The following is a 25,967-nucleotide window of genomic DNA, read 5'->3' as shown; positions in this document are numbered from 1 at the left end:
TACAGGTAGCTTCCTCCAAACATCACGACTTTGATGATGAAAGAATATGGGTCAACCAATCTACTCGCTTATTTAGCAATATAGACATGTTCAAGCAAATACATTCGTTGTTTTTAAAATGATTATTTCATTAACCACTTTACCATAAATGTAGAGCTTGGCACCTCGCCTATGTTTGTAAAAAATACATGTATTATGTTGTTTCTCGATTTTTCCAATCTGCTAAAAATGCCTCAATTCCTTTATCCGTTAAAGGATGATTGCACAGTTGCAGAATTACCTTATAGGGAATAGTTGCGATATGGGCACCTCGTAAAGCTGCCTCTGTTACATGTTGTGGATGTCTAATAGATGCTGCAATAATTTCAGTTTCAATATCGTGGATAGCGAAGATTTCAGAAATAGTGGAAATAAGCTCTAAGCCATTATGACCGATATCATCAAGTCTTCCGAGAAATGGCGAAACGTAAGAAGCTCCAGCACGAGCTGCTAACAAAGCTTGATTAGCACTAAATATCAATGTCACATTCGTTTTAATTCCTTCTTTCGAAAAAACAGATACTGCTTTTAAACCTTCCGGTGTCATCGGCACTTTGATCGTGATGTTTGGTGCTATTTTTGCCAGTTCACGCCCTTCGCGGATCATTCCTTCTGCCTCAAGCGAGATAACCTCTGCACTAACGGACCCTGGAACGAGAGCAGTAATTTCACGAAGGCGTTCCTCGAATGTAACATTTTTCTCTTTTGCTACAAGCGATGGGTTTGTTGTCACACCAGCGATAATACCAAGGGAAAAAGCTTCTTTAATTTCTTCTATATTTGCCGTATCAATAAAAAATTTCATCGTCCATTTCTCCTTTTTCATTATATGTATGCTATCAAGCACTACTATTGACTCAATTAAGCAAAAGAGCATATCCTCCCAAAATAAGAGGCAAATTCAAGAATAATGAAATTAAAACCGCCTTAAGGGAAAAGGCGGTTTTATGTCGACATGTTCATTGTTTTGGAAATATTACGCTTTTCCTGAAGAACCAAATTCACGCATTTTGCCAATAACCGTTTCTTTAATTGCTTCACGTGCTGGTCCAAGATATTTACGCGGATCGTACACTTCAGTGTCTGCCGCAAGCACTTCACGTACTTTTTTCGCAGATGCAATTTGGTTTTCAGTATTTACGTTAATTTTGGCTGTTCCTAAAGATACTGCCCTTTGAATATCCTTTGTTGGAATACCAGTTCCGCCATGAAGAACTAGAGGCAGGCCTGTTGCTTTGCCGATTTCCTCCATTTCTTTAAAGCCAAGATTAGGTTCTCCTTTGTAAGGTCCATGAACGGAACCTAATGCTGGAGCAAGGCAGTCAATGCCTGTTAGCTTCACTAGTTCTTCGCACTCTTTTGGATCAGCATAAATAACGCCGTCTGCCACGACATCATCCTCTTGACCGCCAACTGTGCCAAGCTCAGCCTCTACAGAAACACCTTTTGAATGTGCATATTCAACTACTTTTTTCGTTGTTTCAACATTCTCTTCAAAAGGGTGATGTGAAGCGTCGATCATTACAGAAGTAAAACCTGCATCAATCGCTTCCTTACATTTATCAAAGCTTGACCCGTGATCTAAATGAATCGCCACTGGAATTGTAATTTTATAGTCTTCTAAAAGCCCTTCAACCATTTTAACAACAGTTTTAAAGCCTCCCATATAACGACCTGCACCCTCAGATACGCCAAGAATTACTGGAGATTTCTCCTCCTCAGCAGCTTGTAAAATCGCTTGTGTAAACTCTAGATTATTAAGGTTAAATTGGCCGACAGCATAGCCGCCCTCTTTTGCTTGAATAAGCATTTCCTTCATTGAAACTAAAGGCATTTTTCTTCCTCCTTTTACATGATCTATTCTCCCAACAGCTGAATTCTTTAAGAGTTTTCCCTTTATAAATCCCGGTTATGTACTTATCATTCAAGCATTGTGAAGAATGACCCTGTAAAACATTCTACCAAATATGCTCAAGAAAAGCTATGCAGATTGTGGACAAAGGCAAAAATATGTAAAAGACAAAAAACTATCAAAGCAATTGAAACCGTTGTCTTTGAGCGCTCAAAACAAAGAAATCTTATTGCAGCAAGCACCCATTCCAAAACAGTATTGTTCATAAAAATTTAATATCATTTTACTCTTCCGCAACAGAAATATATTTTTTTACGGCTTCACGAATATCATCAATGTCAAACGGCTTGGCAAAATGAGCTAAAGCACCCAAATTTTTAGCCTCTTGGATCATATCCAATTCTCCATATGCAGTCATAATAATGACTCGAATTTCATTATTCATGAGCTTCATTCTTTTAAGAATCTCAATTCCATCCATCCCTGGAATTTTCATATCAAGTAACACAAGGTCTGGGCAGTTATTTGCCACAATATCTAAAGCCTGTACTCCATTCGCCGCCTGATGGGTTTCGTAACCTTCTTTTTGCAACACCTCATTTAGCAGAATACGAATGCCAAACTGATCATCAACAATTAAAATCTTCCCTTTCATAAAACCACCTCTTCCTCAATTTAGAATCTACTTTGATGCTGTTGTGACAATTTATGTATATGAATTTCAGCATGGCTCAAGTTGATAAAAACAAATAATAGAGGAATAGTTCATTCCTTTTTCCAAATTTTTTAACACCATTCTGAAAGACATTCTGTGTTCAGTTCTTTTCCCCTGATGTAAGAGAAAGAAACCAATAAGAGAAGTGGGCAAATTCTTTTTAAGATATTGCCTGACTATTGATGGAAAATGTTGATAATCCTTCCACCTCATTAAATTCTATTTCTTCCATTCAGATTCCTGCATAATAAATCATTATTTTGCCTTTTTCCAAAAAGCTTGATTATAATCTAGACGAGGAGGTTTTACGATGTTAAAAATGTTTTCCACCCAATTAACGGGTTTATTTAATCGAATACATGAAAAGGAAGAATTTTCATTCGAAGATGGAGCGAGATTGCTCGCACAAGCCGCGGTCGGAGACGGGCTCATTTACCTGTATGGAAAGCAGGAAATGGCAGCTATATTAGCCGAAGCATTTCATAGCAGCGAACCGTTAAAGAATGCTAAGCCTTTGGAAGGTCATGAGCAGGAAGTCACTGCAGCAGATCGAGTTGTTATCTTTTCAAGATATTCCAATGACGAAGAGACGCTGAAAGTTGCCAAGTGGTTACGGGAACAGAGAATTCCCTTTGTCACCGTTGCAACAAAATCCAACGATGAGAAGGAGTGTATTGCCGCACTCTCTGATGTACATATTAATTTACACGTAACAAGGGCCCTGCTCCCTGATGAAGATGGAAGCCGTTACGGCTATCCAGCTTCCATGGCAGCCCTTTTTGTCTATTACGGATTAACCTTAACCTTAAAGGAAATTTTGGCAGACTACTAGGAGGGCATGTTCGATTAGGGGCCCCGATTTGACCGGAGTATTTCCGGATTGTTGCCGATAACGAGGCCGATTCAACCGGAACGAACGCAGGTATTCTCGAATAGACCGAATTCGAAGTCCATTCGTCCGGAACGAACGGGATGGTACCGAGTAGCAGTCAATACGTATGATCGCCGATTTACCTCTTCTCCGACCGTATACTTCTGTTCAGCCGAATACACATACTCGCACAAGCGCCGGTTTGGAGTCGGCCGAGATAAGCTGATATGAACCATTCGCGCACTTTATCCAAACCAAAAAATGGCGTATAAACTGGATCCAGTTATACGCCATTTTCATATTATAATACTTTCGTCCTACTTCTTAATTTTCATGGATGCTTCTACGAAGTCTCTAAATAATGGCTGTGGACGATTTGGTCTTGATGTGAACTCCGGATGAAATTGAGAAGCCACGAACCAAGGGTGGTCTGCTAATTCAATAATTTCCACTAAGCGTCCGTCCGGACTCGTACCAGAGAAAATGAAACCAGCCTCTTCCATTTCTTGGCGATATTTATTATTGAACTCATAACGATGACGATGACGTTCGTAGATTACTTCATCAGCATAAGCAGCATGCGCTTTTGATCCTTCAGTTAGCTTACATGGATATAAGCCGAGACGCAGGGTTCCCCCTAAATCTTCAATATCTTTTTGCTCAGGAAGCAAATCGATAATCGGATGCGTTGTATTTGGAGCTATTTCAGCTGAATGTGCATCTGTATAACCAAGAACATTGCGGGCATACTCTACTGAAGCTAGCTGCATTCCTAAGCAAATACCCAGGAACGGAATCTTATTTTCACGAGCAAACTGCGTCGCAAGGATTTTCCCCTCGATGCCACGGTCTCCAAATCCACCAGGAACAAGAATACCGTCTGCATCTTGAAGAAGAGCCCTTACATTGTCTGCATTCACTTCTTCTGAATTAATCCACTTAATGTCAATGTCTGCATCAAAGGCATAGCCTGCATGCTTTAATGCTTCGACCACAGAAATGTATGCGTCTTGAAGCTCGACATATTTCCCAACAAGGGCAATTTTTGTTGTTTTTGACAAGTTAAGGACTTTATCAACCAATGCTTTCCATTCAGTCATTTCTGCCTCTGGAGCTTGAATTTTTAAATGCTCTAACACAATTTGATCCATATGCTGCTCTTGTAATGTAAGAGGAATCGAGTATAAAGTGCTTGCATCTGGACATTCAATAACAGCTCTTGGATCAATATCACAGAACAGGGCAATTTTATCTTTCATATCTTCAGCAATTGGCATTTCTGTACGAACAACAATGATGTTTGGCTGAATTCCTAAGCTCCTCAGCTCTTTCACGCTATGCTGCGTAGGTTTTGTCTTCATTTCACCTGCCGCTTTAATATAAGGAACTAAGGTGCAGTGGATATACATGACGTTATCACGTCCGATGTCGCTTTTGATTTGGCGGATCGCTTCAAGGAAAGGCAATGATTCGATATCGCCAACCGTTCCCCCGATTTCCGTTATCACGACATCAGCATTCGTTTCTTGACCGGCACGGAACACTCTATCTTTTATTTCATTCGTAATATGTGGAATAACCTGTACAGTTCCTCCTAAATAATCGCCACGACGTTCCTTTTGCAAAACGGTTGAATAAATTTTTCCTGTTGTTACATTGCTGAACTTCGTCACATTAATATCTACAAAACGCTCGTAATGACCAAGGTCTAGATCCGTTTCTGCACCATCATCCGTTACAAAAACCTCTCCGTGTTGGTACGGGCTCATCGTTCCAGGATCCACATTTATATATGGATCGAATTTTTGAATTGTCACGCTCAGGCCTCGGTTTTTCAACAATCTGCCAAGTGAAGCAGCAGTAATTCCTTTTCCTAGCGATGACACCACTCCACCAGTTACAAAGATATATTTTGTCATCAAAAAAATCCCCCTTTAGATTAATTTTTCCTACTTGCATATCCACAAAGCGAAAATAATGATGAAAAACAGTTCTTAATACTTAAACTAAAAATTGCCCGTTTTTCATAAAATAAAACCTCTTTCGCATCGCCTGTGAACCGTTGATATATTTGATATTGCTTGCGTTAGGGGTAATAGATATCTAGAAATTTGCCTATGAAAAGATCAGATGTACCACCTGCACCCATTAGTTTTCTCAATCTTTATTTTTCTTATCGCTGAATGCCAAAAATTGATAAGCTATTTATTTTGGACTACTCTTCATAAAGCTCGCGAGACTCTTCTATGGAAATAAAAGAGTCTCCCTTTTAGATAAAATAAAAACGCCCCACTTACAAATTATTGTAAGGGAGCGTAAATCATATCACTATTGTCGTTCCTTTTTTAAGGAGCCCAAAAATGATTCTACAAGCCTCTTATAAAAAAGTCAAGATTATAAATCCTCTTCCTCGTCTTCATCCAGATCATCATCTAAATCATCAAAGTCGTCTTCATCGTCATCAGCCGTTAGAAGATCATCATCGTCATCCTCAAAATCTTCATCGAAGTCCTCATCGTCTTCGTCAAGATCTAGTAGATCATCGTCATCTTCATCAGCGAGAATATCATCATAATCGATATCGTCTTCATCGTCATCCTCTTCGAACTCAAGGTCTTCATCCAATACTTTCTTAGCCTTCTTCTTCTTTGGCTTAGTTGGTGTGATCACTTCTTCTTCAGATTGATCAACTGGATACCAAACTCGCAGTCCCCAGCGGTTCTCACCTAACGAGAGAAAACGACCATCAATATTTAAATCGGTATAGAACTGAGCAATTTTTGCTCGTACTTCTTCTTCCGTTAACCCTAATGTTGCCGTAATTTCATCCATGATTTCTTTAAATGAAGCTGGCTGCTTCTGACTATTCAATAATTCGTAAGCCATTTCTATTAATGACATTTCTTGCAATTGTTCTTTTGAGAATTGTTTAAGACTCAATATTTGCACATCCTTTCACCATCTAAACACTGTAAACCTAGAGTTATCAGCACTTACGACTGATATTACTTCTGTTGACACTCTGAATAGCATATTCTCCATTATAAACAAAATATAGCCCTTTATGCTAGTTTCAGTTAGTCAATCTGTTACTTTTTTCTAAAAGTTGTAACTTCATCTATTTTAAGGTAATATCTCAAGGTGATTTTTGCTTCATTTTTTGTTTCCTTTTCTTCTTTGACGGATCGGACAACTGATCGTAGGCAAGCGTAAAAAAAAAGATTGCCAATAGGAAAAAAGAAACAGCACCCAACTGCCGCTCATATAAAAAAACAAGGGTCATAAGGATGACACTTAATGTCAAAAAAATGATAATCCGTCTTCTCAACGTCGCTCACATCCCAATCTGCATACTATCTTGATTATAAAGTAAAATGATTGATAATGTGAAAATTCCTCTAAATATATTTTGTAAAGAAATGTAAAGATCCTGTCCTATTTTCCTTCATTACTTGGGAAAACAAAATAATTCAGACCAGAGAAAACCGTTTCCCCTGGTCTGATCACTCACATGTTCCTGCGATATTGTCCGCCTACTTCATAAAGGGAACGGGTAATTTGTCCCAGACTTGCTACTTTCACTGTTTCCATTAATTCAGCAAAAATATTGCCCCCGCTAACCGCGACTTCTTTTAAGCGTTTTAAAGCAATCTCTGCTCTATCTTCATTCCTTTTTTGAAACTCTTGCAAATTCCGGATTTGCAGTTCCTTTTCCTCCTTAGAGGCCCGGGCCAGCTCCATATTATCCAATTCCTCTTCTGATGGCGGGTTTGGATTTAAATAAGTATTGACGCCAATGATCGGAAGCTCGCCAGTATGTTTTTTCATTTCGTAAAACATTGACTCCTCTTGAATTTTCCCTCGTTGATACTGAGTCTCCATCGCTCCTAACACACCGCCGCGATCATCCATCCGCTCAAATTCCTGCAAAACGGCTTCCTCAACTAAATCCGTTAACTCCTCGACAATAAAAGAACCTTGCAGCGGATTCTCGTTTTTCGTTAATCCGTGTTCCTTTGTAATAATCATTTGGATGGCCATTGCCCGTCTTACCGATTCCTCTGTTGGCGTCGTAATGGCCTCATCATATGCATTTGTATGAAGAGAATTACAGTTATCATGGAGAGCCATTAGAGCCTGCAATGTCGTCCTTATATCATTGAAATCAATTTCTTGGGCATGGAGGGAACGGCCTGACGTTTGTACATGGTATTTAAGCTTTTGACTACGTTCATTGGCCCCGTACTTATTTTTCATAACAGTCGCCCAAATTCGCCGTGCTACACGACCAATTACCGTATACTCTGGATCCAATCCGTTCGAGAAAAAGAAGGATAAGTTTGGTGCGAAATCATCAATATGCATGCCACGGCTCAAGTAATACTCCACATAGGTAAGGCCGTTGGCCAGTGTAAATGCGAGCTGCGAAATCGGATTTGCTCCCGCCTCGGCAATATGATAGCCGGAAATAGAAACAGAATAGTAATTACGAACTTTATGGTCAATAAAATATTGCTGGATATCACCCATCATTCTTAAGGCAAACTCCGTGGAAAAAATACATGTATTTTGCCCCTGATCTTCCTTAAGGATATCAGCCTGCACCGTTCCCCGCACCGTTTGCAATGTTTTAGCTTTTACATCTTCAAGCTCCTTCTCACTCAAAGGACGGCCCAGTTCTTCCTCTTTCCTGTCTACCTGCTGTTGAATGGCCGTGTTCATGAACATCGCCAAAATAATTGGTGCAGGTCCATTGATCGTCATTGATACTGAGGTTGAAGGATGACAAAGATCAAAGCCTTTATATAACTTTTTCATGTCATCAAGGGTACAAACACTGACACCGCTTTCCCCAACTTTCCCATAAATATCCGGTCGATAATCAGGGTCTTCTCCGTATAATGTGACCGAGTCGAAAGCCGTGCTCAAGCGCTTTGCCGCATCATCCTTTGACAAATAATGAAAACGGCGATTTGTTCTTTCAGGTGTCCCTTCTCCGGCAAATTGACGCTTCGGATCCTCACCTTCCCGTTTAAAAGGGAAAACCCCGGCAGTGTAGGGAAAGCTGCCTGGAATATTTTCTTTATAGACCCATTTGATAATTTCGCCATAATCTTTGTATTTCGGTAAAGCAACCTTTGGAATATTAAGTCCTGACAGACTTTTCGTTCTTAAAGCTGTCACGATTTCCTTATCACGAATTCTTGTGACAAACTGTTCTCCAGCATATTTTTCTTTTGTCGCTTCCCAATTTTCTAATATATTTTTTGATTCAGGGGTGAGCTTACTTTCCACCTCTTCCTTTAAACGTTGGAGAGCAGTGAGGGCTTCGGCATTTTCTTCTCTCTCTTTCAATGCCTCCAATGCACCTTCTATTTGGAATAGCCTTCTTGCCAGCTCCACTTGTTCCTCCGCTGTTTGGTGATATTTTCGAACTGTGTCGGAAATCTCCCTTAAATAGTAACGACGCTCATTAGGAATGATGATATTTTGCTTTTCAACTTTCGCATTTTTACTGAAGGAGGTGCCCCAATTCGTAGCCATTTTTTCATTAATCGTTTCGATTAATGCAGCGAATAGAGCATTCGTTCCTTGATCATTAAATTGACTAGCGATCGTTCCAAAGACCGGCATATCATCCAACTCTTTTTCAAAGAGCATACGACTTCGCTGATATTGTTTTTGCACTTGCTTTAAAGCATCCTCCGAGCCTTTTCGCTCAAATTTGTTAATGACGATTAAATCGGCATAATCAATCATATCAATTTTTTCGAGCTGGGAAGGCGCGCCAAAGTCACTGGTCATGACATACATCGAGACATCGCATATCTCCGTAATGCCTGCATCTCCTTGACCAATCCCACTTGTTTCGACAACGATTAAATCGTAGCCTGCCGCTTTGACAACAGCAATCGCTTCCTTAATTGCCAACGACAGCTCGGATTTCGACTCCCTTGTTGCTAAGCTCCGCATATAGACGCGTGGTGAGAATATGGAATTCATGCGAATACGGTCACCAAGAAGCGCGCCTCCTGTTTTTTGCTTCGTAGGATCGACCGACAAAATGGCAACCTTTTTTTCGGGAATCTCATTTAAAAAACGACGGATTAATTCATCGGTTAAGGAGCTTTTCCCGGCACCGCCAGTTCCTGTTATTCCAAGGACTGGCGCCTGTCTATCCATCGATTTTAATTGTTCTAATACAGCTGCTTCAGTTGCCGTCGCCACTTCAATTGTTTGATGCTCTGCTAACGTAATCAGCTTTGCCGTCGCCACTACATCTCCTTCCGACACCTTGTTGATATAGTTCGAGACATCTGCTGCGATCGTTGGAAAATCGCATTCCTGCAGCATCAAATTAATCATGCCTTGAAGACCGAGCTTCCGGCCGTCTTCCGGAGAAAAAATTCGCGCAATTCCATAGTCATGCAGCTCCTTGATTTCACGCGGAATAATTACCCCGCCCCCGCCGCCATAAATACGAATATGGGAGGCTCCTTTTTCTTTTAACAGATCGTACATATACTTAAAATATTCAACATGCCCACCTTGATAAGAAGACATGGCAATCCCTTGGACATCCTCCTGAATAGCCGCATTTACCACTTCTTCCACAGAACGATTATGCCCGAGATGAATCACTTCTGCTCCACTTGCCTGAAGGATGCGGCGCATAATATTAATTGAGGCATCGTGCCCATCAAACAAGCTGGAAGCAGACACAAAACGGATATGATTTTTCGGCTTATAAATAGTCTGCGTACTCATCTTTCTCCCCCTTAGTTAGAAAAGCGCAGGACACCTCGGAACAATGAAAGCCCGAATTGTTCCTGCGATGATTATTCAAGCCACCCTTTATTCATGTTTAAAGCTGGCTCCATTCATGGTGATGAAACTTCTTTGTTCTTAATCCCCTCAAAAATAAGCTTGATTTGAATTTCGATATATTCCTCTAGAGAGTACATCTTTTGAATATTCCAACGGCGAAACGCCCACATTTGCCCTAATACAACAATATTATGTGACATGAGCTTCACCTGTTCTGCCGACAGTTCCAACTCACCATTTTCAACGCAACGATTAATAATATCCTCAATGATGAGCGCCATCTCTGCTTCCTTTCTCAACACATATGGAAGTGCATCCTTGGAAAGAGATTTCGCCTCCTGATACATGACAAGCACTTCGTCTTGAAGATCATCTACGACTCTAAAATAGTTGCCGATGCCAAGTCGAAGGCTTTCAAGAGTTCCGCGTTTTGTATCAATATCCTTTTGTAGGCGATTGTGTACCTCATCATAAATACTGTCACACACTAAATACAGGACATCTTCCTTCGAACGAATATATTCATATAACGTTCCAATGCTAAACCCAGCTGCTTTTGCAATTTCTCTTGTTGTTGTTCGGTGGAATCCCTTTTCTTTAAAAAGCGTAACAGCCCCTTTAATCATTTGATTTCTCCTTTTTATGACAAGACGCTCATCTTTTACGGATGCATGAACCTCACGCTTTTTCATTCATGATATCCTCCCTCCTTTTTCAGGAGATTTTTATTTTGTTATCATTCTTGAAATAACAAGACGTTGAATTTCCTGTGTCCCTTCATAAATTTGCGTAATTTTCGCATCGCGCATAAACCGTTCAACTGGATAATCCTTCGTATAGCCGTAGCCGCCGAAAATTTGAACCGCTTCTGTTGTCACGTTCATCGCTGTGTCCCCAGCAAATAGCTTTGACATCGCCGATTCCTTCCCATATGGAAGCCCTTCCGATTCAAGCCATGCCGCTTGATAGGTTAATAGTCGAGCCGCTTCAATATTCGTAGCCATATCTGCTAATTTAAAACCGATCCCTTGATTGGCAGCGATTGGTTTGCCAAATTGATGACGTTCCTTTGCATAATTGGCTGCTGCATCCAATGCCCCTTGAGCAATTCCAACTGCTTGGGCGGCAATTCCGTTACGCCCGCCATCTAATGTCATCATCGCGATTTTAAAGCCTTCGCCAACTCGGCCTAGTACATTTTCCACCGGCACACGGCAGTCTTCAAAAATGATCTCCGTCGTTGGTGATGAACGAATCCCGAGTTTTTTCTCCTTTTTCCCCACCGAAAAACCTGGAAAACCACTTTCAATAATAAAGGCTGTCGTTCCCCTAGTCTTTTGGGCTGGATCGGTTAGGGCAAAGACGACATAAATGTCTGCTACTCCGCCATTTGTAATAAAAATTTTCGAACCATTTAAAACATAATGATCACCTTCAAGGCGAGCAGTTGTCTTCATACCACCTGCATCCGAGCCGCTTCCTGGTTCTGTTAATCCGTAAGCACCGATTTTTTCCCCCAAAGCCATCGGGCGTAAATACTTTTGTTTCTGTTCCTCACTGCCAAACTTATAGATTGGCCAGCCAGCTAAGGAAGTATGGGCTGAGAGAGTTACACCGATGGATGCGTCAACTCGGGACAATTCCTCAACCGCAATACAATACGCTAAATAATCACTGCCAATTCCCCCATACTCTTCTGGCCAAGGAATTCCTGTTAAACCGAGCTCCGCCATTTGTGTGAAAATTTCCCGATCAAAACGTTCCTCTTCATCCCGTTCAGCAGCAGTGGGGGCGACTTCATTATTTGCAAAGTCTCTTACCATTTTACGAATCATTTCATGTTCTTCGGATAATTGGAATCTCATTTTTGCTCCCTCTTTCTTTATAAATTCTTGCTAATCACAATACGCTGAATTTCACTTGTCCCTTCATAAATTTCCGTTACCTTTGCATCGCGGAAATAACGCTCTACCGGATAATCCTTTGTATAGCCATAACCGCCAAATACTTGAATCGCCTCTGTTGTTACGGAAACTGCCGTTTTTGAAGCGTAAAGCTTGGCCATCGATGCTTCCTTTCCACATTTCAATCCATTTGCTTTCAAATCAGCCGCTCGGTAGATTAATAGTTTTGCTGCTTCAATCTGCGTAGCCATATCGGCAAGTTTAAATGCTATCCCTTGCTGAGTGGCGATTGGCTTGCCAAATTGATGGCGCTCTTTTGCATAATTCGTCGCTGCTTCAAATGCGGCTTCTGCAATACCAAGTGCCTGAGCTGCAATGCCAATTCTGCCAACTTCTAAATTCCCCATCGCAATTTTAAAGCCGTGGTCTTCCTGGCCAAGGAGATTCTCCCTTGCTACCTTCATATCTTCAAAGGTCACCTGAACAGTCCTCGATCCGTGCAGGCCCATTTTATGTTCATCTTTGCCGACAATAAGCCCTGGAGTATCCTTTTCCACGATAAAAGCTGAAATCCCCCTTGCACCTGCCGCTGGTCTTGTCGAAGCAAAGACGATGTAGATATCCGCCTCTCCACCGTTCGTAATAAACACTTTTGAACCATTTAATATATAGTGCTCACCGTCTAATACCGCCTTTGTCTTTATACTCCCTGCATCTGAGCCCGAGCTTGGTTCCGTTAGGCAAAATGCCCCTAAATATTGACCAGAAGCAAGCTTTGAAACATATTTTTCCTTTTGCTCCTCATTTCCAAAATAAAGAATCGGATTCGTCCCAACGGATGTGTGGACAGATAAAATGACGCCAGCCGTCGCACTAACCTTGGAAATTTCATGGATTGCTAATATATAAGAGATAAAGTCCATATCTGCCCCGCCATATTTTGCTGGAACAGGAATTCCCATCAAACCAAGCTCGCCCATTCGCTTGACAATGCTGCGTGGAAATTCACCTTGCTCCATCCTTTCAATAAATGGGGCAATCTCTTTCTGTGCAAAATCCTGAACCATTTTTCGCAACATTTCCTGTTCGTCTGTCAATCGCAAATTCATACTTCTCCCCCTTTCTTGATGTAATTCCGGAAAACTTGGTGTTGATTCCAGAAATTTAAGCCTTAATTCCGGAAAACGAGTGCGAATTCCGGAAAAGTGAGTACGAATTCCGAAATTTTCAGTGTTGATTCCGGAAAAGTTCAATCCTTATGCATATTCGTAAAATCCTCTTCCTGACTTCTTACCAAGCCAGCCTGCCTTGACGTATTTGCGCAGCAGCGGACATGGGCGATATTTATCATCACCAAAGCCTTCATGAAGCGTTTCCATAATGTAGAGACATGTGTCCAATCCGATAAAATCGGCGAGTGTTAACGGCCCCATCGGATGATTCATACCGAGCTTCATCACTTCATCAATCGCTTCTTTCGTAGCCACGCCCTCATACAAGGTATAAATCGCTTCATTAATCATCGGCATTAAAATTCGATTGGAGACAAATCCAGGAAAATCATTCACCTCAACTGGAACTTTATTTAATTTTTTGGTAATATCTTCAATCGTGTTGTACACTTCATCTGCTGTTGCAAGTCCGCGAATAATTTCAACGAGCTTCATAACTGGAACAGGATTCATAAAATGCATCCCTATCACTTTTTCCGGCCGTGTCGTAGCGGCGGCGATCTCTGTAATTGGCAAGGAGGATGTATTGCTTGCTAAAATCGCGTGAGCAGGTGCGAGTTGATCTAGCTCCTTAAAAAGTTCCGCTTTTATTTCCATATTTTCCACAGCCGCCTCAATGACCAAATCGACAGTACCGGCATTGCGGAGTTCGGTGGATGGCGTGATGTTTCCTAAAATATTCTCTAGCTCTGCCTCAGTCATTCTTTCTTTCGCGACCTGTCTCGCCAGATTCTTTTTAATTACACTTAGCCCCTTCTCCACGAATTCCGTTTTCAAATCATGCAATAGCACTTTAAATCCGGCCTGAGCACATACTTGGGCAATACCTGAGCCCATTTGCCCTGCACCAATCACCATTATTTTATCTATCTTCATTAGGCTTCACCCTTTGGAACTTCAATCATAATGGCATCCCCTTGACCACCGCCGGAGCATATGGCTGCGACTCCTATACCGCCTCCACGACGCTTCAATTCATGCATAAGCGTGACAATGATTCTCGCACCACTCGCACCGATTGGGTGTCCTAAAGCAACCGCACCACCATTTACATTGACCTTTTCTGGATTTAGCTGGGCGATCTGACTGCTGGCAAGGGCAACCGCAGCAAAAGCTTCATTAATTTCAAATAGCGCGATTTCCTCAACGCTTTTTCCCGTTTTCACCAAAAGCTCATTAATGACCATTCCAGGGGTTTTCGGAAAGTCCTTAGCTTCAACCGCAACTGCTGCCTGCCCAATAATGTAGGCTTCCACCGTTTTTCCTTCTCTTATCGCTCGTTCTTCACTCATGAGCACGAGGGCAGCAGCTCCATCATTTACCCCCGGGGCATTACCCGCCGTAATCGTTCCATCAGCATCAAATACGGGCGGCAATTTCGCCAATCGTTCAAGTGATGTATCTTTCCTTGGCGCCTCATCGGCGGAAACCGTCACCGCTGCCCCTTTTCTTTGCCGTACTTCGACTGCTATGATTTCTTCAGAGAGCTTTCCTGATTCAATCGCCGCTAATGCGAGCTCATGGCTGCGCAAAGCCCACTGATCCTGTTCTTCCCGGCTAATTGCTAGCTCCTCGGCAACCCCATTTCCGTATGTCCCCATATGGACGCCTGTAAAGCTACATGTTAATCCGTCATGCACCATTAAATCCTTTACAACGGAATCTCCCATTTTCAGGCCAAAGCGGACATTCGGTAAAAAATACGGGGCATTGCTCATCGATTCCATCCCACCGGCTACGATTACTTCCTCATCTCCTGCGCGAATTATTTGATCCGCCAAAGTGACACTCCTCATCCCAGATGCACAAACTTTATTAATTGTCTCTGTTTTCACACTCCAAGGAATACCAGCTTTTTTAGCCGCTTGCCGTGACGGAATTTGCCCTTGACCACCTTGCAGAACATTTCCTAAAATAACCTCCTGCACTTCTTCCCCCTTCACTTGCGCCCGTTCTAAAGCTGCTTTAACGGCAATTCCTCCTAAATCTGAAGCTGTAAGACTGCTTAATGCTCCTCCTGATTTGCCAAAAGGCGTTCTTACCCCGCTGAGAATGACTGTTTTCCCCATCCTAGATTCTCCTTTTCTATTAAATTTTTAATGGAATTCATAAGATTTGATTGATCTTGGTAGGTGTTGAACATGACTGACTGAACGCTCGCTCGAAGTTAAACGTGAAGAAATGGAAACTTTTCGTTTCCATACTGTCTCGCAGATTTTGAAAACGCTTTATTCACACTCATTTTACAGTATCCACTGAAAAATTTGAATATGTTTTTAAAAAATCAAAAATTCCGAATGATTATAGCAAAAAAAATTGGCATTTCCAGCGAGCTGATAACTCGCTGGAGCCATTCTTTACGAAGCTAGTTCTGCAGCCTCGCCGCAAACTGCCTTTTCTAGAAGTTCTGCAACATCATATGTGGAAACTTGCTCTTCTACTTCTTTCGCTTTAGTACCATCGGAAAGCATTGTCAAGCAGTATGGACACCCGGAGCTAATAACAGTCGGATTAACCTCTAATGCCTGCTCTGTGCGAGCAACATTAATGCGGTGTCCGGTCTCCTCTTCCATCCACATCAGACCTCCGCCAGCTCCACAGCACATCCCCGTATCACGGTTCCGTTCCATTTCCACTAGTTTCACACCTGAAATCGCTTTAAGAATTTCACGCGGCGGATCGTAGACTTCATTGTAGCGCCCTAAATAACAAGAATCATGGAAAGTAATGGTTTCATTGACCGCATATTTCGGTTTTAAGCGGCCATCTTTCACCAATTGGTACAGGACTTCCGTATGATGATAGACTTCTGCCTCTAATCCAAAATCAGGATACTCATTCTTAAAGATATTGTATGCATGTGGATCGATCGTCACGATCTTTTTCACGTCATTTTTTTCAAATTCTGCAATATTATTGGCAGCAAGCTCCTGGAAGACAAACTCATTTCCAAGGCGACGGGCCGTATCGCCAGAATTCTTTTCCTTATTGCCAAGAATGGCAAATTTCACCCCTGCCTCATTTAATAATTTTGCAAATGATAAGGCTATCTTTTGACTACGATTATCATAAGAACCCATAGAGCCTACCCAGAAAAGATATTCGAACTCTTCACCTGCCTTTTTCATTTCTTTCACCGTTTTTACTTCTACATCTTCTCTAGCATCACGCCAATTTTCACGTTCTTTCCGGTTTAACCCCCATGGATTTCCTTGACGTTCAATGTTTTGCATCGCACGCTGAGCATCCGCATCCATTTTTCCTTCCGTTAACACTAAGTAACGGCGAAGATCGATAATTTTTTCTACATGCTCATTCATAACAGGGCATTGGTCCTCACAATTTCGGCAAGTTGTACAAGCCCAGATCTCCTCTTCGGTAATCACCTCACCTATTAAGCTCGGGCTGTAAGCAAGGGACGCAGCACTCTCCTCAACACCTTTTCCTGCAGCGGCAAGAGCAAGCTGATTCCCTTGTGTTTTTGCAAAAGCGAAGGTTGGAACCCACGGCTGTTTCGAGGTTACGGCCGCACCGTGGTTTGTTAAATGATCGCGAAGCTTTAAAATAAGATCCATCGGTGAAAGCATTTTTCCCGTACTGGTCGCCGGACACATATTTGTACAGCGTCCACACTCTACGCAAGCATATAAATCCACTAATTGAAGCTGTGTGAAGTCCTCAATTTTCCCTACGCCAAACGTTTCTTGCGTTTCGTCTTCAAAATCAATCTTTCTTAATTTCCCTGGTTTTTCAAGGCGATTAAAGTAAACATTTGCTGGACCCGCAATTAAATGAGCATGCTTCCCTTGCGGCACATAGACGAGGAAAGTTAATAAGAACAGTAAATGGATCCACCAAGCGAGGTAAAAGACAACGATAGAAGCAGTCTCTCCCATACCCGAAAACGCTGTCGCAATGAGAGAAGCAACAGGCTCCGTCCAAGTAGCCTCATGCCCATGCCAGATCATACTCATACCATTCCCCAGCAGTACTGAAAGCATTAAACCGCCAATAAAAATCAATACCAATCCTGACTTAAAACCTCTTTTTAGCCGAACGAGCTTTTCAATATAACGTCTATGGAAAGCCCAAGCAACCGCCACTAAAATGATTAAAGTGACAATTTCCTGGAAGAATGTAAAGCCACCGTAAAGGGGGCCAAATGGTAAATGGGCGCCAGGATAAATCCCTTTGATAATGAAATCAATCGCTCCGAATTGTACAAGGATAAAACCGTAAAAAAACATTACATGAATGATTCCGCTCTTTTTGTCCTTAAGAAGCTTTTTTTGCCCGAACACCATCACCCATATTTTGTTCATCCGTTCTTTCACATTGTTATCAAACTCTTCTTTTTTCCCGAGCTTAATGTATTCGATCCTTGTTTTCACAACATACACAAAAAGGCTCACTCCGTAAGCGATTACAAAAAGGGTTGCAATAAGATTGATCCATAATAGTCCATTCATTTGAAATGAAACGCTCCTTTCTTTATTCGAATATTGTTGAGTGAGGAAAATTTTAATAACAGAGCCCTTCACAATCGAAGCTTTACCATGAGTGAAATGGTCCTAACATGTAAAATTTTCAGAATTTATATAATTCCATTATATAATGAATGAGCGTTCAGTCAATATTTTCTTTTTAAATCAGACTTGAAAAACCGTTATAGAAGGTATTATTTCGGGGACAATATGATTACCAATCAGATAAAGGAGCGGATAGCATTGAAAATCCTAATTTTTATTTTAATTGCTATCTTTGTCATCGGTGCATTTTTGACCTTTGATTATAAATTTGGAAGAAAAAAGCAATTGCCGACGATAAAAAGCAATGCCTTTCCGTTCCGTGAAAGCAATCTTGAAATCTTCACTCATGGGACTGACCTATTTAATCATATGTTTGATGATTTTAATCATGCCAAAAAACATATCCACGTCTTATTTTATATTTGCAATGATGATCGGTTCGGCAATGAATTTCTTTCTCTTCTTAAAAAGAAAGCAGAGGAAGGTATCGAGGTCAGACTTTTACTCGATTGGGCTGGGAGCCTAAAGGTCTCAAGAAAAAAGATTAAGGAACTGCAAAGTGCTGGAGCAGAGTTTGCTTTTTCCAACGTACCAACATTTCCTTTTTATTTTTATTCTTCCCAAGTACGCAATCATCGCAAAATTACTGTGATCGATGGGAAAATTGGCTATATAGGTGGCTACAATGTCGGCAATGAATACATTGACTTAGATCCGAAGCTTAGCCCTTGGCGTGATTATCATCTTAAAATTACTGCCGAGGGCGTTCTCGATTTACAACAGCAATTTCTTCTTGATTGGCAAGAAGCAACTAAGACCAACTTACGGCAAAACAAAATCTATTTTCCACCATTGGAAAAAGGCAGAAGCCGACATAAAATCATTTCAACAGAAGGATTTATTTTAGAAGACACTTTTTCAACTCTCATCCAGCAAGCCAAAAAATCGATCACTATTGGAAGCCCTTATTTTATTCCAAGTAAAAGAATTCTCGACGACCTTCTTGATGCACTGAAACGGGGAGTGGAATTAACAATCATTGTCCCTTATGTATCCGATCATATCCTTGTAAAAGAAGCGTCCTTTCCACACCTGAGAGCCATCATCGCTGCCGGCGCCAATGTATACCAGTTTAAAAATGGCTTTTATCATGCCAAGATCCTGCTATTTGACGATCAAATTTGCGACCTCGGAACAGCTAATTTTGATAATCGCAGCTTCTTTCTTAATCACGAAATAAACTGCTATATTTACGACCTGCAAGTGATTGAAGAAGTTAAACTTATTTTAAAAAAAGATTTACAGGATTCAGTGAAGCTTTCATTAGAGGATTTAAACTCCCTTAGTCTCTTCTCGCGTATTAAAGAAGGAGTTGCAAAATCGATCTCCCATTTTTTATAAGACTTCGTTTAAAGTCATTGGGTACAGACAATAATCAGTTTGTACCTTTTTGAGGTTTTATTTGAGAAGCATTCGGACTCGGCTGGCCCCCCCCCCGGCAACTGTTCACCAGCCGAATCTGCAAACTATTCTAACTAAAATCGTTATTGGACTCTTCCTGCTCGCGAACTCCCTTTTCTGCCGAATACACTCTCTATTCGGACCCTTCCTGCTCGCGGGCTCCCTTTTCTGTCCGAATACACTCTCTATTCGGATTCTTCCTGCTCGCGGGCTCCCCTTTCCGGTCGAATAGTCGCTCTCTATTCGGACTTTCCAAACTTGGTATCCTCTTTTTCTGTGCAAATATGGCTACAATTCATTTTAGATAACGGAATGGTTGTTTCTTTCCTATAGCTTTTTCCACCTATGATAGTAAGTTGCAAATAAAGTCATGAGTGCCGGAATCGTTAGGACGAGAAAGAAAAGGAAAATCCCTCGACTGACGCTTTGAACAATCCCTGAGGCAAAGGTGAACAATAACCAAAATGCAAGCATCATTCCGACTAGAAATAGTACAACCATTTTTATTGGGTTTGCCAAGCGATCAATCTTGTCTATCTTGGACTCTATATCACTATAGATCGGCGCTGTTCCTGGCTCTGCTTTAAAGATATGCCTATCGTACTCAGAACAAACATGAGTCCAGCCTGCTGAAGAGAACATTTCAAAGTATTCCGCTTCTTCATCAGGCGCCAACAAGCGATAATCGATGCTATAAATGACATCCTCTGGTTCCCCATATTCAAGTTTATAGCCCATGAATCGAAAACCCTTTAAGTTCCAGCCTTTTAACGCCTTTTTCCTAAGCGTTTCCATGTCCTTTTGTTCTGAAAAGGCGAGTCCGTTTGACATTAGATATTTCGTTTGCGCCATTACTCCCATCTCCTCTCAAGTCCTTTTTCCGCCAGTTCGACCATGATTTTGCGCCGTTTAATATCCTCACGTAAAATATCGCATCCTTTTTTGGTTAATACGTAGACTTTTCTGCGTGAATCCGTATCATCGTGGAGGCTAATTAGTTGTTCGTTTAATAGTTTTTTAATAATCGTGTAGAGCGACGCAGGCCCGATTACAACCTGTCCGTTTGTCGTTTCTTCCACTAAATTCATGACTGCATAGCCGTGCCTTGGCTCCGTTAATGCTGCCATAATGTAAAATACTGAATCCGTAAGCTGTTCTAATGATTTCATTTCATCCTCCTTTTATATCACTTTATGATATATCACATTAAAAATATATCACAAAATGATATATTAAGCAATCATGATTAATTATTTTGGTTAAGTCGTCCCATCACTATCGTATTGTAGAAATTCCCATCTGATAAACGTTTATCCTTCTTTAAAACACCTTCAACCGCAAAACCATTTTTCTGATATAAGCTAATCGCTTTTTCATTTGTTTCAATAACGTTCAATTCCATTTTGATGATTCCATTGCTGTCAGCCCATTGAATCGATTGCTGCAATAAATTTCTTCCGATGCCAAAGCCCCAATATTCTCTTAAAACACAGATTCCGAATTCGACTTTATGTAAGCTTCTCTTCAACTTGTTTCCTTCACACCTCGAAAATCAAATAATTTTCCCATTCGTTTCGGTAACAAGAAATAGGTTTTTTTCTGCTTGGAGATCCTCCGCAATGATCCGCTTAAATCCTTGCTCATCTATGTATCCCTCGCCTTGCTCCCGAGCCATATTTTCAGTTTCACCATCAATTTGCACTCTTACTTCAGATAGTTCTTTTGCATCCTCATCATTTGCAGACCTAATGCAATAATGTAATTGATTAATAAAAAAATCAGTTTGTTCCGCTTTCATCTTCAGGTTCCTTTCAAATGGAAGTACAAAGGAGGGAAGCCATAAAAAAAGCCGCCCCTCCGCATTTCCTAGCTAAAAATTCGCTGTAACCACGGTGATATTTGTTCATATACTTTAAAGCCAAAATAAATCCCAATGATCCCTGTTACCCCGGCAAGTGCAGGCGGTGCAGGGATCGGAAGCTTAAGCAAAGCAAAAATAAAGCCGACGATAAATCCTGTGAGAATTGATAAAAGTACAAGCTTCATGTTATCCTCCTTCAAAATCATAGGAATCTAACATTATTTTTCCCAGAATAAGCTCAATTATCTAGACTAAGCTTTTCGGGTGAGACGCGAATCTCTCTTCAATAAAATCCATAATCTGTTTTGCTGCTTTTTCTGGCGACTCAAATTGAACCTCTAGAGCTGTATTCAAGCTTTCATTAATTTTGTTATCGTATCTCGGATCATAATAATGAACAATAAGTAACTGAATCATTTCACGATAGTTCTTCTCTGCCAAACAGTGCTGAATTTTCTTTTGGATTTCCTCTGGCTTAATTCTTTTTATAATTCTTCCCAAGGCATACTCCACTCTAGCGTGGAAAGCGTCTGTTTCTTCAACATATTGTTCATAAATCCGCTCGACCCTTGATTGCAAATCTGAAACGATGCGAATATGAATGCCATTCTCCTTCTTCTCATAAAGCTCTTGGGGCTGAACAGCATGGCCAATTCGTTTGCTTTCTCCCTCCATAAAAAAATATGGACTGTTTGCAATGCATTGTAAGTCTTCAAACAATAAAGCATCAAACATTTTTTGATTATATGGCTGATGCCCATCAATCGCTCCGAAAACAGAACCTTTATGATTGGCATAGCCTTCTAAATCAAGAACCGGATAACCGAATTCCTTTAGACGATGAAGAATCTCTGTCTTTCCTGTACCCGTTAAACCATAAATGACAACTGCCTGTTTTGGAAGCATGGTCGGGATGCGGTCAACAATATACTCGCGATAGGCTCGATAGCCACCTTCTAGCCGTTGTATATGTAAACCAGACATCATGGCAAAATGGGCAATCGACTGACTTCTCATTCCTCCACGCCAACAGTAAAGAAGAGGCTTCCTATTTGTTTTTTCAATTTCTCTAATTTCCTCTAATAGCGACGGAAGCTTCGGAGAAACCAATTCCATTGCTCTCCATTTAGCCGCCTTTTGACCTTCATGCTTATATAATGTACCAATTTCAGATCGTTCTTCATCCGTAAATAGAGGAACATTAATTGCATTCGGAATGCGGCTGTCCTGAAATTCACCGGGAGATCGCACATCGACAGGAATGTAAATCTCTTGATGATTTAGAAATTCCTCAACTGTTCGGTCATAATTCATCGTTATTGCCTCCATCTTGCCTCATCCTTGTTCTGCTAATTTCAAAAGGGTCTCCAAAGGAGACCCAGCTGTTACATCTTTTCAGGAGCTGATACTCCGATTAATGATAATGCATTGTTAAGAGTAATTTGAACTGATTTAATAAGAGCAAGACGCGCCTTCGTCCGTTCCATATTTTCCACATCCAGTACCTTTTCCGCATTATAAAAGCTATGGAAGGTTGATGCTAATTCAAAAATATAGTTCGTAATACGATGCGGCATCCGCTTTTCTGCCGCCTCAGCCACTGCTAATGGGAATTCACCGAGCTTCTTTAACACTTCAATTTCTTTTTCAGCCGTAATTTGTGCTAAATCAACCTCTTTGCTAATGGTGATATTTTGTTCCTCGCCTTGACGTAATATGCTGCAAATTCTGGCATGGGCATATTGAGCATAGTAAACAGGATTTTCATTTGATTGGGAAACTGCTAAGTCTAAATCAAAGTCCATGTGTGTATCGGCACTTCTCATCGCAAAGAAATAGCGGACCCCATCCAATCCTACTTCATCGACTAGATCGCGCATCGTGACAGCTTTCCCCGTCCGTTTGCTCATTTTCATTTTCTCACCGTTTTTATAAAGGTGCACAAGCTGAATAATCTCGACTTCAAGTGCATCCTTAGAATAACCTAATGCTTGAATCGCTGCTTTCATCCTTGGAATATAACCGTGGTGGTCAGCACCCCAAATATTTATCAGCTTTTCAAAACCGCGATCTAATTTATCCTTATGGTAAGCAATATCCGGTGTTAAATACGTATACGAACCGTCTTGCTTAATGAGCACTCTGTCCTTGTCGTCCCCTAATTCCGTTGATTTAAACCATGTTGCTCCGTCTTTTTCATAAATATAGCCATTATCTCTGAGCTTTTGCAGGGCGGTATCGATTTTTCCATTATGGTAAAGGGATGTTTCAGAATACCAAACGTCAAAGCGGACGCGAAAATCTTCCAAGTCTTTTTTAAGCTTTTCCATTTCATATTGAAGACCGTATTGGCGGAATGTATCGAAGCGTTCCGTTTCCTCGACATGAACGTACTTATCACCAAATTTTTCCGCTAATTTTTTCCCGATGCCAATAATATCTTCCCCATGGTAACCGTCCTCCGGCATCTCTTTCTCTAAGCCAAGCGCCTGAAAATAACGGGCCTCTACTGACAGAGCCAAGTTATTGATTTGATTTCCAGCATCATTAATATAATACTCTCGAGAAACATCATAACCCGCTTTAGCTAGAATATTACATAAAGAATCTCCAACCGCCGCTCCGCGTGCATGTCCTAAATGGAGGTCTCCTGTAGGGTTCGCTGACACAAACTCAACTTGGATCTTTTGGTGATTCCCTACCGTGGTTTCACCGTAGTTTTCTCCTGCCTGAAGAATGGTTGGGATTAAATGGGTCAAGTAGCTATTATCCATATAAAAATTAATAAATCCAGGACCGGCTATTTCAATTTTTTCAATGGAAGCCTTTGTTTTATCAAAGTGATTGATAAGTTCCTCTGCGATCATACGCGGTGCTTTCTTTGCCACTCTTGCTAATTGCATGGCCATATTTGTTGAGTAATCACCGTGCGTCTTATCTTTCGGAATCTCTAAGACAACGTTCGGCAGCTCATTTTCTTGTGCCAAACCTGCTTTAATGACAGCTGCTCTGATTTCATCTTTTAATTTACTTTGTACTTCCTCGACGATATTCATTTTTTCTCCTCCTCAAACTTAATATCCAATTGATACATTCCTGCAAGGGCTCCGTGCATATGTAAATCATAAGAAATAGAGAGCCTTCCCGCTTCATTTTCCAAACGATGCACAAGGCTCTTTGTTTTCGTGGTTATTCCCAACGTTCCAAACGGAGTTTCATACCTACCTGGGTGCTTTTTATTCGCTTCAAACACCATTCTCATATTAACAGCGCCACTTCGTAAAATTAGCGTTTCATCCTTTGAGATCTTTACGATCGATTTAACGGTGCCTTCTTCCATAATCTCTTCATATTGGAGAAAGGCAGAACCCCTTTTTTCATAGTATCGTCCAAATGTCGTTAATTCAAAAGTTTCCTTCTCACCGTTGTCCCAAATCGTCGTATTTACATTTATTTTCACAGGCTTTTGCTCTGTTGGACGTCCTGACAACTGCGACACATCCTTTTTATTGAAATCATAATTATTTTGACGCCCTTCACTTCCAGTGAATGACAGAGTACAATGACTCAGGGTCGTATACTATTATACCACTACAAGTCCCATTCAACAGGATAACTATATCACGATTTAGATTTTGTCAAAACTACTCAAATCATCGATATATTCTCACTGAAAAAACCTCCCGTGATCATTCAAATCAACAGAGCAGTTCTTAATTGTGCCCAACAAAGTTGAAAGCAAAACTACTAGAAACAGAAAAAATACAATCAGTCAAAGACCGATTGTATTATTTGACAAAGCCCAAAATCATTTCTCGAATAAGCTTGCTGGCGGTGTTAGCCGTTTGTTCTGAAGCGTCATATATCGGGGCAACCTCGACTAGGTCAGCTCCCACAACATTGAGATCAGAGCGAGCGATTTCATGAATTGAGGCAAGCAGTTCTCGTGACGTAATTCCTCCTGCATCAACTGTTCCTGTTCCAGGCGCGTGCGCTGGATCGAGCACATCGATATCAATTGTCACATAAACAGGTCGTCCAGCCAAAACCGGAAGGATCTCCATTAGCGGCTTATGAACATCAAATTTTGAAATATGCATCCCTACTTCCTTCGCCCATTGAAATTCTTCCTTCATCCCAGACCGAATCCCAAAAGAGTATACATTCTTTGGACCGATCAATTCCGCTGCCTTGCGAATTGGAGTTGAGTGGGATAATGGCTCTCCTTCATAATCGGTGCGCAGGTCCGCATGGGCGTCAATATGGATGATTGCTAAGTTCGGGTACCTTTTATAGACCGATTTTATAACGGGCCATGAGACAAGATGTTCTCCTCCCATTCCTAGTGGGAATTTCCCTGCGGCTAATACTTTATCAACGAAATTTTCAATTTCATCAAGGCTCTTTTGCGCATTCCCAAAAGGAAGGGGGATATCACCCGCATCAAAGTATTTCACTTCCTCTAATTCCCGATCTAAGTAAGCACTGTATTCTTCTAGCCCGATTGAAACTTCACGAATTCTCGTGGGACCAAAACGAGAACCTGGTCGATAGCTTACGGTCCAATCCATCGGCATTCCGTACAGCACCGCTTGGCTTTCTTCAAAATTCGGGTGACTTTTAATAAAAACATTGCCTGAATAAGCTTCATCAAAACGCATTCACTTTTCCTCCA

The 25,967-nt window shown here is 41.1% G+C and carries 21 protein-coding genes and 1 pseudogene; 2 read left to right on the top strand and 20 right to left on the bottom strand.

The features are described 5' to 3' along the window. Positions 1–193: 193 nt before the first annotated feature. The 3 genes from fsa to NST02_RS03335 form a co-directional block, all read right to left on the bottom strand. On the bottom strand, positions 194–844 hold the full coding sequence (gene fsa / locus NST02_RS03345) for a fructose-6-phosphate aldolase (RefSeq protein ID WP_095312125.1): 651 nt from the start codon (positions 842–844) through the stop codon (positions 194–196). A 171-nt stretch (positions 845–1,015) separates the two neighbouring features. Next, positions 1,016–1,873 (bottom strand): class II fructose-bisphosphate aldolase, encoded by an 858-nt coding sequence (locus NST02_RS03340; RefSeq protein WP_095312127.1) that lies wholly within the window; start codon positions 1,871–1,873, stop codon positions 1,016–1,018. A gap of 301 nt (positions 1,874–2,174) precedes the next feature. Then, positions 2,175–2,546, bottom strand: a complete 372-nt coding sequence (locus tag NST02_RS03335; protein ID WP_095312129.1) for a response regulator — start codon at positions 2,544–2,546, stop codon at positions 2,175–2,177. A 370-nt stretch (positions 2,547–2,916) separates the two neighbouring features. On the opposite strand from NST02_RS03335, the gene NST02_RS03330 reads away from it, so the two are divergent. Continuing rightward, positions 2,917–3,438 (top strand): DUF2529 domain-containing protein, encoded by a 522-nt coding sequence (locus NST02_RS03330; protein ID WP_340948003.1) that lies wholly within the window; start codon positions 2,917–2,919, stop codon positions 3,436–3,438. Between the two features lie 356 nt (positions 3,439–3,794). Here the strand turns inward: NST02_RS03330 and NST02_RS03325 are convergent, their stop codons facing one another. From NST02_RS03325 to NST02_RS03285, 9 genes are all read right to left on the bottom strand, one after another. Beyond that, positions 3,795–5,396 carry a CTP synthase gene (locus NST02_RS03325; protein WP_095312133.1) on the bottom strand — a complete coding sequence of 534 codons (1,602 nt, stop codon included), beginning with the start codon at positions 5,394–5,396 and terminating at the stop codon, positions 3,795–3,797. 475 nt (positions 5,397–5,871) lie between these two features. Next, positions 5,872–6,417 (bottom strand): DNA-directed RNA polymerase subunit delta, encoded by a 546-nt coding sequence (rpoE, locus tag NST02_RS03320; RefSeq protein ID WP_095312135.1) that lies wholly within the window; start codon positions 6,415–6,417, stop codon positions 5,872–5,874. A 567-nt stretch (positions 6,418–6,984) separates the two neighbouring features. Beyond that, the gene (icmF, locus tag NST02_RS03315) at positions 6,985–10,245 is read right to left on the bottom strand and encodes a fused isobutyryl-CoA mutase/GTPase IcmF (protein WP_340947998.1); all 3,261 of its coding nucleotides are present in this window, start codon (positions 10,243–10,245) and stop codon (positions 6,985–6,987) included. Between the two features lie 113 nt (positions 10,246–10,358). Continuing rightward, a complete protein-coding gene (locus NST02_RS03310) occupies positions 10,359–10,997 on the bottom strand; it encodes a TetR/AcrR family transcriptional regulator (protein WP_137743461.1) in 639 nt (212 codons plus the stop codon). Positions 10,998–11,030: 33 nt separating this feature from the next. Then, positions 11,031–12,170, bottom strand: coding sequence for an acyl-CoA dehydrogenase (locus NST02_RS03305; protein WP_137743460.1), 1,140 nt, complete (start codon positions 12,168–12,170; stop codon positions 11,031–11,033). Between the two features lie 17 nt (positions 12,171–12,187). Continuing rightward, entirely contained in the window at positions 12,188–13,318 is a 1,131-nt protein-coding gene (locus NST02_RS03300) for an acyl-CoA dehydrogenase (protein WP_137743459.1), read from the bottom strand. Positions 13,319–13,465: 147 nt separating this feature from the next. Next, positions 13,466–14,317 carry a 3-hydroxybutyryl-CoA dehydrogenase gene (locus tag NST02_RS03295; protein ID WP_212934033.1) on the bottom strand — a complete coding sequence of 284 codons (852 nt, stop codon included), beginning with the start codon at positions 14,315–14,317 and terminating at the stop codon, positions 13,466–13,468. Next, positions 14,317–15,510 (bottom strand): acetyl-CoA C-acetyltransferase, encoded by a 1,194-nt coding sequence (locus NST02_RS03290; RefSeq protein WP_340947994.1) that lies wholly within the window; start codon positions 15,508–15,510, stop codon positions 14,317–14,319. Before NST02_RS03290 ends, NST02_RS03295 begins: the two co-directional genes overlap by 1 nt. Positions 15,511–15,798: 288 nt before the next feature. Beyond that, entirely contained in the window at positions 15,799–17,910 is a 2,112-nt protein-coding gene (locus NST02_RS03285; RefSeq protein WP_340947992.1) for a heterodisulfide reductase-related iron-sulfur binding cluster, read from the bottom strand. Positions 17,911–18,168: 258 nt separating this feature from the next. On the opposite strand from NST02_RS03285, the gene cls reads away from it, so the two are divergent. Continuing rightward, positions 18,169–19,371 carry a cardiolipin synthase gene (gene cls / locus NST02_RS03280; protein WP_095312158.1) on the top strand — a complete coding sequence of 401 codons (1,203 nt, stop codon included), beginning with the start codon at positions 18,169–18,171 and terminating at the stop codon, positions 19,369–19,371. A gap of 387 nt (positions 19,372–19,758) precedes the next feature. Here cls and NST02_RS03275 read toward each other — a convergent pair whose 3' ends face one another. The 8 genes and pseudogenes from NST02_RS03275 to speB form a co-directional block, all read right to left on the bottom strand. Further along, the gene (locus tag NST02_RS03275) at positions 19,759–20,283 is read right to left on the bottom strand and encodes a DUF2812 domain-containing protein (RefSeq protein ID WP_340947990.1); all 525 of its coding nucleotides are present in this window, start codon (positions 20,281–20,283) and stop codon (positions 19,759–19,761) included. Next, positions 20,283–20,600 (bottom strand): PadR family transcriptional regulator, encoded by a 318-nt coding sequence (locus tag NST02_RS03270; protein ID WP_095312164.1) that lies wholly within the window; start codon positions 20,598–20,600, stop codon positions 20,283–20,285. The genes NST02_RS03275 and NST02_RS03270 overlap by 1 nt, the downstream gene beginning before the upstream one ends. A 77-nt stretch (positions 20,601–20,677) precedes the next feature. Then, positions 20,678–21,229, bottom strand: a pseudogene (locus NST02_RS03265) (GNAT family N-acetyltransferase). 68 nt (positions 21,230–21,297) lie between these two features. Continuing rightward, positions 21,298–21,477 (bottom strand): XapX domain-containing protein, encoded by a 180-nt coding sequence (locus NST02_RS03260; protein ID WP_095312167.1) that lies wholly within the window; start codon positions 21,475–21,477, stop codon positions 21,298–21,300. A 61-nt stretch (positions 21,478–21,538) separates the two neighbouring features. After that, positions 21,539–22,621: a tRNA 2-selenouridine(34) synthase MnmH gene (gene mnmH / locus NST02_RS03255; RefSeq protein ID WP_340947988.1), complete on the bottom strand. Its 1,083-nt coding sequence runs from the start codon at positions 22,619–22,621 to the stop codon at positions 21,539–21,541. 56 nt (positions 22,622–22,677) lie between these two features. Continuing rightward, positions 22,678–24,348 carry an arginine--tRNA ligase gene (gene argS, locus NST02_RS03250; RefSeq protein WP_137743455.1) on the bottom strand — a complete coding sequence of 557 codons (1,671 nt, stop codon included), beginning with the start codon at positions 24,346–24,348 and terminating at the stop codon, positions 22,678–22,680. Continuing rightward, complete coding sequence (locus NST02_RS03245; RefSeq protein ID WP_328591999.1) at positions 24,345–24,791, bottom strand: DUF1934 domain-containing protein; 447 nt, start codon at positions 24,789–24,791, stop codon at positions 24,345–24,347. The genes argS and NST02_RS03245 overlap by 4 nt, the downstream gene beginning before the upstream one ends. Positions 24,792–25,080: 289 nt before the next feature. Next, entirely contained in the window at positions 25,081–25,953 is an 873-nt protein-coding gene (gene speB, locus NST02_RS03240) for an agmatinase (protein WP_095312176.1), read from the bottom strand. Positions 25,954–25,967 lie beyond the last annotated feature (14 nt).

The sequence above is a fragment of the Robertmurraya sp. FSL W8-0741 genome (assembly GCF_038004005.1).
Classification (GTDB): domain Bacteria; phylum Bacillota; class Bacilli; order Bacillales; family Cytobacillaceae; genus Robertmurraya; species Robertmurraya siralis.
The sequence above is the reverse complement of the archived record's forward strand: the minus strand, read 5'-3'. Positions and strand labels throughout refer to the sequence as shown.